This is a genomic window from Amycolatopsis palatopharyngis, assembly GCF_003385185.1.
GTDB classification, from domain to species: Bacteria; Actinomycetota; Actinomycetes; order Mycobacteriales; family Pseudonocardiaceae; genus Amycolatopsis; species Amycolatopsis palatopharyngis.
On sequence record NZ_PQHZ01000021.1, the window covers coordinates 101408 to 107924 of the forward strand.

Below are 6517 nucleotides of genomic sequence, written 5' to 3' on the forward strand. Positions count from 1 at the left end.
TCGCAATCCGCTGTTCTCAGACGCCCTGTCACTGTTCACTGCCGCTGCTCGTGCTGAAACGGCAAGCGTCATCGTCACCGGTTGCGACGACAATGACAACGTAAAGTATGCCGCCGGCTACGCGGAGACGAACAGGGAACCTGGCCCGAATCCGACCAACGGGTGCCGGGACTGCGCCGCCCGCACCCCGTAGAAAGTCGGTGACGGGCCGTTCCCGGTGCGGCGACCGGTGCGCACGGTACGCGGTCCGACCTGTCGCGCGGTTTCCCGGACCGATCAGCCGTCCCTCGTTCGGCGCAGTGGATGGACCGTTCGGCGCGGGTCTGTTCGGGGGAACACGTGGGTACCCAACACTGGCTGCAGGGCCAGCGGCAGTGAGCTACGGGAGCTGAGTCGGGGCTGGCGTTGGGAGTAGGGACGATGGACATGCTGCTAGAACGCAAAGCGGTGGTAGTGACCGGCGCGGGCCGCGGCCTGGGCGAGGCGTTCGCCACGCACGCCGCGCAGGCTGGTGCCGCCGTGGTCGTCAACGACATAGACGCGGATCTCGCGGAGCGGACGGCCGCCAACATCCGCGAGCACGGCGGGCGCGCGGTGGCCAGCGGGCACACGGTGACCGAGCCGGAGCAGGCACAGGCGATCGTCGATCTGTGTGTAGCCGAGTTCGGCGGGATCGACGGGCTGGTCAACAATGCCGGACTGAACTACGAGGCGTTCCCCTGGGAGGAGACACCCGAACAGGTCAGGGAAATCGTGGAGGTGAACCTTCTGGGTGTCATCTACACGGGTATGGCTGCCGCGCGCGCCATGGTCGCATTCGGGCGGGGCGGCTCCATAGTGAACATCTCCTCCGGCGCATCGCTCGGTCAGCGCAAGCTCGGCACCTACTCGGCGACCAAGGGCGCGGTGGCGTCACTGACCTACTCCTGGGCGCTGGACATGGAGGAGGCGGGTATCCGGGTCAATGCCGTATGCCCGCTCGCGCACACCCGGATGGTCTGGAAGTCGGAGCGCTCATTGCGCAACTGCCCGCCGGACCGCACGCCGTCGCGTGTCGCGCCACTGGTGATGTACCTGCTCGGCCCGGACGCGCAGGGCATCACGGGCCAGTTGATCCGGTGTACGGGCCCACAGTTGCACATCGTGGGTCACCCGTATTTGAAGGCGCCCATCCTGGAACGGCAGGTGTGGGACACCGCCGACATCCAGCGGGCCTTCGACGAGGTGTTCAGTGCCCATCTCGAGCCGTACGGCCTGGAGAAACGGGTACCGCCCCGGTTGCGCAAGTGGACGGAAGGCGCCGCCTGACCGGGGTGTGCCCGCACCGGCATCGGTGCGGGCACACCCCGGGTCAGGGCTGAGGTCACTCGCGTGCGGCGTCGTACAGTGCCCTGATGTCGGGCCCGTAGCGGTCGTTGATCACCCTGCGCTTGAGCTTGAGTGTCGGCGTCACCTCGCCGGTCTCCGGGGTCCATGCCCGCGGCAGCAGGTGATAACGCTTGATCTGCTCCACTCGGGCCAGCCGGGAGTTCGCCGCCTCGACGGCCCTGTCGATCTCGGCTCGCACCTCGGGATGCTCGGCGAGTTCGCCGACGTCGGATTCCTCGATGCCCTTTGCGGCTGCCCAGCCGGGGGCGATCTCGTCGTCCAGCACGATGAGCGCGGTGATGTAGGGACGGTCGTCGCCGATCGCCACTGCTTGGCCGACGAGGGGATGTTCCTTCAGTAGCCCCTCGATCCGGGTGGGCGCGATGTTCTTGCCTCCGGAGGTGATGATCAGTTCCTTCTTGCGGTCGGTGATCGTCACGTATCCGTCGTCGTCGATCGTGCCGATGTCGCCGGTCGCGAACCAGCCGTCGGCGTCGGTGGCGGGTTCGATCGTGCCGTCCGCCTGCAGATAGCCGAGGAACACGATCGGCCCCCTGACCAGCAGTTCCCCGTCCTCGGCGAGGGAGACCTCGATATCGGCCAGCGGTCTGCCGACCGTTCCGGCCTTGAACGCGCTCGCCGTGTTGGAGGTCGCGGCGCCCGTGGTCTCCGAGAGCCCCCACACCTCTTCGATCTCGACACCCAGCCCGGCGATGAAGTACAGCACCTCCACCGGAAGCGCTGCCGCTCCGCTCGCGGCGAGCAGCAGGTTGTCCAGGCCGAGAAGTTGCCTGACCGGGGCGAGTACCTCACGGTCCGCCTGCTCGATCCGCTCGGCGAGATCGGCGGGCACTTCCTTGCCCGCACTGCGCAGTTTGTAGCCCTCCTGGAGCAACTGGTTCGCCTCGGTGAGCGCGGTCCGACGGTCCTCCGGTGCCCCGGCGAGCATGTTCTTCAGCCCTGCCGTCATCTTCTCCCACACCCGTGGGACGCCGAAGAAGCTCTGCGGCCGGACCCTGCCGAGCGCGCTGACCGCGTTCTTCGGGTCCGCCAGGGTGTGCACGTGACCGGCGAAGATGATCGGGATGTAGATCGACAGCTCCCGCTCGGCGATATGGGCGAGCGGGAGGTAGGCGATGTTGGTCATATGCAGGGGCGTGCCGTGCAGCCGGTGTACCGCGAGGCCCTCGTGGATGGCGTTGCGGTGCGACAACACGACCCCCTTTGGGTCGCCTGTGGTGCCGGAGGTGTAGATCATCGACAGCGGGTCGTCCGGCTTGATGCTCGCGGCCGCGGACTCGAACACCTCCGGGTCGGCCGCGTGCAGTTCGGCGCCCCGTGCCCGTACGTCGGCGATGCTCACGAACCGATCGTCGCCCTCTGGGACGTCCTCGGCGTTCAGCACCACCACGTGGCGCAGGTCCGGCAGTTCGTCCAGCACCGGGAGCCAGCGCTCCAGTTCGGCCGCACCTTCCAGTACCGCGACCGGCGCGGAGCTGTGCCGTGCCACGAACGAGATCTGCGAGCTACTCAGGGTCGAGTACGCGGTGCAGGAGATCACCGAGAGATGGGTGGCGGCCAGGTCGGCGACGAAATGCTCGGGCCGGCTCGAGGCCATGATCAGCATCCGTTGGCCCGCGCTCAGGCCGAGATCGGCGAGGCCCCTGGCCACCGCCGCGATCTCGGACCGGAGTTCGGCCCAGGTCAGGGTGGGTTCTCCTGGCGCGTCCAACGAAGTGAGGGCAGGCAGGTCGGCGAACTCGGTGGCGTTGCGGTGCAAGAGGGAGGGGATGGTCTTGCCTTCGGTCTCGCTCAGGACGGATTGCTGGGTGGTCAACGCTGGCCTCCTCGGATCGGCACGCCGATACAGTAAATCCTAGTTAACAAATGCGGAAGGGAGTGTTCGATCTGGTCAGCGTCGGCCAAGGACCAACGGGTTGAGCTGCCAATTCGGTGAGCCCTTCCGTGAAGGGTGTGGCTGTCACCATGCGACTCGTCGTTAACTTATCGAAGCAGGGGCCGAAGCGCGGCCGGTAGGCCGAGCTGACCGATGGCCGCGTCGCTCGTTGTGCGGGCACCCCGGCTGAGCTGGGCAGACGCCCTCGGTACCGCAATCGGCAGGCTTTCCCGTTGCCGGATCGGCAGGTAGTCTCGATCACACTTGCGGTCGTCGACGCACGGAGGTGCGGGGCTGATGCGGTCGATGTGGAAGGGCACGGTCTCGTTCGGGTTGGTGTCGATCCCGATCCACCTGTACGCGGCCACTGAGGGCAAGTCGATCAGCTTCCGGCAGGTGCACGCCGAGGACGGCGGCCGGGTGCAGTACAAGCGTGTCTGCTCGATCGACGGGCAGGAGGTGCCCTACGCCGAGGTCGCGAAGGGCTACGAACTCGATGACGGGTCGATGGTCGTGCTCACCGACGAAGACCTCGCCGACGTACCTGTTTCTTCGTCGAAGTCGATCGACGTGCTCGAGTTTCTTCCGTTGGAGGCGATCGACCCGATCTCCTACGACCGTAGTTACTTCATCGAACCGCAGAAGGCGGCGATCAAGCCCTACGTCCTGTTGCGCGATGCGCTCGGGAAGTCCGGGCGAGTGGCCTTGGTCAAGGTGACCCTGCGGCAGCGGGAGTCGCTGGCGCTGCTGCGTGTCTATGCCGACGTGCTGGTGCTCTCCACCTTGTTGTGGCCCGAGGAGGTGCGGACCCCGGACTTCGGATTCCTCGACGACCCGCCGCAGGTTCGCGACCAGGAGCTGGCGATGGCCGGGTCACTGATCGATTCGATGACCGAGGACGTCTTCGAGCCGGACCAGTACCAGGACAGCTATCAGCAGGCGCTGCGGGAACTCATCGATGCCAAGGTCGCCGGGAAGGACACCACGAAGCCGGGGCCGGACCGCAAGGGGGAGGCGCAGGTGGTGGATCTCATGTCGGCGCTGCAGGCAAGTATCAGCGCGACCAGGAAGCCTCGTGCCACCAAGTCTCCTGCGCGATCGGGAAGTACCTCGGGTTCCGCTGCTTCGGGAGGTCGGAAGACCGCTCGCAAGCCGGCGGAGGACGCGAAGACGGCGAAGCCGCGCAAGGTGGACGCGAGTGACGCGCAGGCCAAGTCCACCGCCCGTTCCGGGCAGGGCGGTCGCGGCAGGAGCACCGATTCGGCCAAGTCGGCGGCGCAGAAGCCCACCACGCGCAAGACGCCGGCTCGCAGGCCGAAGAGCGCGTAGCGGGCGGATTTCCGGCGATTCGGCGACACGCCGCTTCCATGAACGGGGAACGTCGGCCGCCCGTGATATCACGGGCCACATGGCCTTCACTGGATCTGTCATCGTCGAGGTGGCGTGCGCGGACTGCACAGCAGAGCTCGAGCACTGCCACGGCACGCTGATCGTGCACGAGGACGGTGCCGCGGACTGCACGAAGCAGGACTGCTCCGATTGGGATCCGGCCCGTCACTCGCTTCGGCTGAACTGTGCGGACGAGACCCCGGACTGCGAGTGTGTGCGGTCGGAGCAGCAGGACGGTTTCTCTCTGGCTTCCTGACCGCGAAACCCGCCGCACGGCACGGTTCCGGACAAAACAAAACCGCAGGCGGACCGGAAGGTCCGCCTGCGGTTTTTCGGTGCGCCATCAGGGACTCGAACCCCGAACCCGCTGGTTAAGAGCCAGCTGCTCTGCCAATTGAGCTAATGGCGCGAAGATGTCTGCCGTGATTACCGCGCTGGTCCGTGGCTCGCTCGGCGACGAGGAAAACATTAACACAGGGGTCTGCGGGGCTTCGCGAGCACCCCCGGCTACGCGCATACAACGAGTTGGCATACCTGCCCACCGGGTCCCTCGGTTCGGGCACACTGGACCGCATTCGGGGAATTTCACACGAAACGGTGGTTCTATTCATGGCGTGTCGGGGCCGGCGGAAGCCGTGGCTGGGGACTCGATGGGCATTGTTGCTGGTAGCAGGCGGGCTGCTGGTGGGGGGTTGCACGGCCAGCGGGGCGGACGTTCCCTCGAAAGTGGCTGAGGTCTCGACCACGCCTGCGGCGAAGCCCGCGTCGCTGGAGTTGAGCCCGAAGGATTCGGTCGACGACTTCGCCCCTGGACGGCCCGTGACGGTGTCCGTCGACGACGGTGAACTCACCGAGGTGAGCTTGATCGGGGCGGACGACACGGTGGTGAAGGGTGCGAAGGAAGAGGACGGCTCGGGCTGGTCCACTTCGGAGAAGCTGGGCTATGGCAAGACGTACACGTTGACGGCCGAGGCGGTGAATGCCGACGGTAAGCCGGTTACGGCCAGTTCGACCTTCACCACCGCCACGCCCAACCGGCGGGTGAACGTGTCGCTGAACGTTGGCGATGACCAGAAGGTCGGCGTCGGAATGCCGTTGATCTTCACGTTCACGGGTTCGATCACGGATAGGGCGGCGGCCGAGGACGCATTACGTGTCGTTGCCGAGCCGAAGACCGAGGGCGCGTTCCACTGGTTCGGCGATCAGTCGGTGACCTGGCGGCCCAAGGACTACTGGAAGCCGGGCACCAAGGTGACGGTGGATGCCGGGATCTACGGCGTCGACCTCGGTGACGGCACGTTCGGCATGGAGGACAGGTCGGCGAAATTCACGGTCGGCGACAAGGTGGTGGTGGTCGCCGATGGGGGCAGTCACGAGATGACCGTGTCGGTGAACGACAAGGTGGTTAAGACGATGCCGCTTTCCATGGGCAAGCCGTCCAGTCCGACGCCCTCGGGTACGTACACGGTGATGAGCGAGCACCGGGGCTACACAATGGACTCCAGTACGTACGGGGTGCCGGCCGACTCCGACGCGGGTTACCGGACCTACACGGAGTACGCGGTGCGGATGTCGAACAGTGGCATCTTCTACCACTCGGCACCCTGGTCCCTCGGCCAGCAGGGCAACAGCAACGTCAGTCATGGCTGCATCAACCTCTCGACCGAGAACGCGGCCTGGCTGATGGAGACCTCGCGGCCTGGCGACATCATCACGGTGAAGAACAGCGGCGGCCCGGACCTGGAGCCAACGGACGGCTGGAGCGTCTGGCAGATGCCCTGGAAAGCCTGGAAGACCCCCACCCAGTCCAACTAGTCCCAAAGCCGTCCGGCACGCCGCCCCCGCACCACCCGAGACGTTCCC

The 6517-nt window shown here is 66.3% G+C and carries 4 protein-coding genes, 1 tRNA gene and 1 pseudogene; 4 read left to right on the forward strand and 2 right to left on the reverse strand.

All coding sequences use genetic code 11. The annotated features are described in order from the left end of the window. Positions 1–420: 420 nt before the first annotated feature. Positions 421–1308, forward strand: coding sequence for an SDR family NAD(P)-dependent oxidoreductase (locus D0C15_RS17825; RefSeq protein ID WP_116046714.1), 888 nt, complete (start codon positions 421–423; stop codon positions 1306–1308). Between the two features lie 55 nt (positions 1309–1363). On the opposite strand, the gene D0C15_RS17830 is transcribed toward D0C15_RS17825, so the two are convergent. Then, positions 1364–3205 (reverse strand): AMP-dependent synthetase/ligase, encoded by a 1842-nt coding sequence (locus tag D0C15_RS17830; protein ID WP_116046716.1) that lies wholly within the window; start codon positions 3203–3205, stop codon positions 1364–1366. Between the two features lie 357 nt (positions 3206–3562). On the opposite strand from D0C15_RS17830, the pseudogene ku reads away from it, so the two are divergent. Together ku and D0C15_RS17840 are read left to right on the forward strand one after the other, a co-directional pair. Continuing rightward, positions 3563–4411 (forward strand): annotated as a pseudogene (ku, locus tag D0C15_RS17835) (non-homologous end joining protein Ku); the annotation flags it as partial. A 262-nt stretch (positions 4412–4673) separates the two neighbouring features. Beyond that, complete coding sequence (locus tag D0C15_RS17840) at positions 4674–4910, forward strand: hypothetical protein (RefSeq protein WP_116046722.1); 237 nt, start codon at positions 4674–4676, stop codon at positions 4908–4910. A gap of 80 nt (positions 4911–4990) precedes the next feature. On the opposite strand, the gene D0C15_RS17845 is transcribed toward D0C15_RS17840, so the two are convergent. Continuing rightward, a tRNA-Lys gene (locus D0C15_RS17845) sits at positions 4991–5063 on the reverse strand. A 200-nt stretch (positions 5064–5263) separates the two neighbouring features. Here D0C15_RS17845 and D0C15_RS17850 point away from each other — a divergent pair. Beyond that, on the forward strand, positions 5264–6469 hold the full coding sequence (locus D0C15_RS17850) for a L,D-transpeptidase (RefSeq protein ID WP_116046724.1): 1206 nt from the start codon (positions 5264–5266) through the stop codon (positions 6467–6469). Positions 6470–6517: the final 48 nt, after the last annotated feature.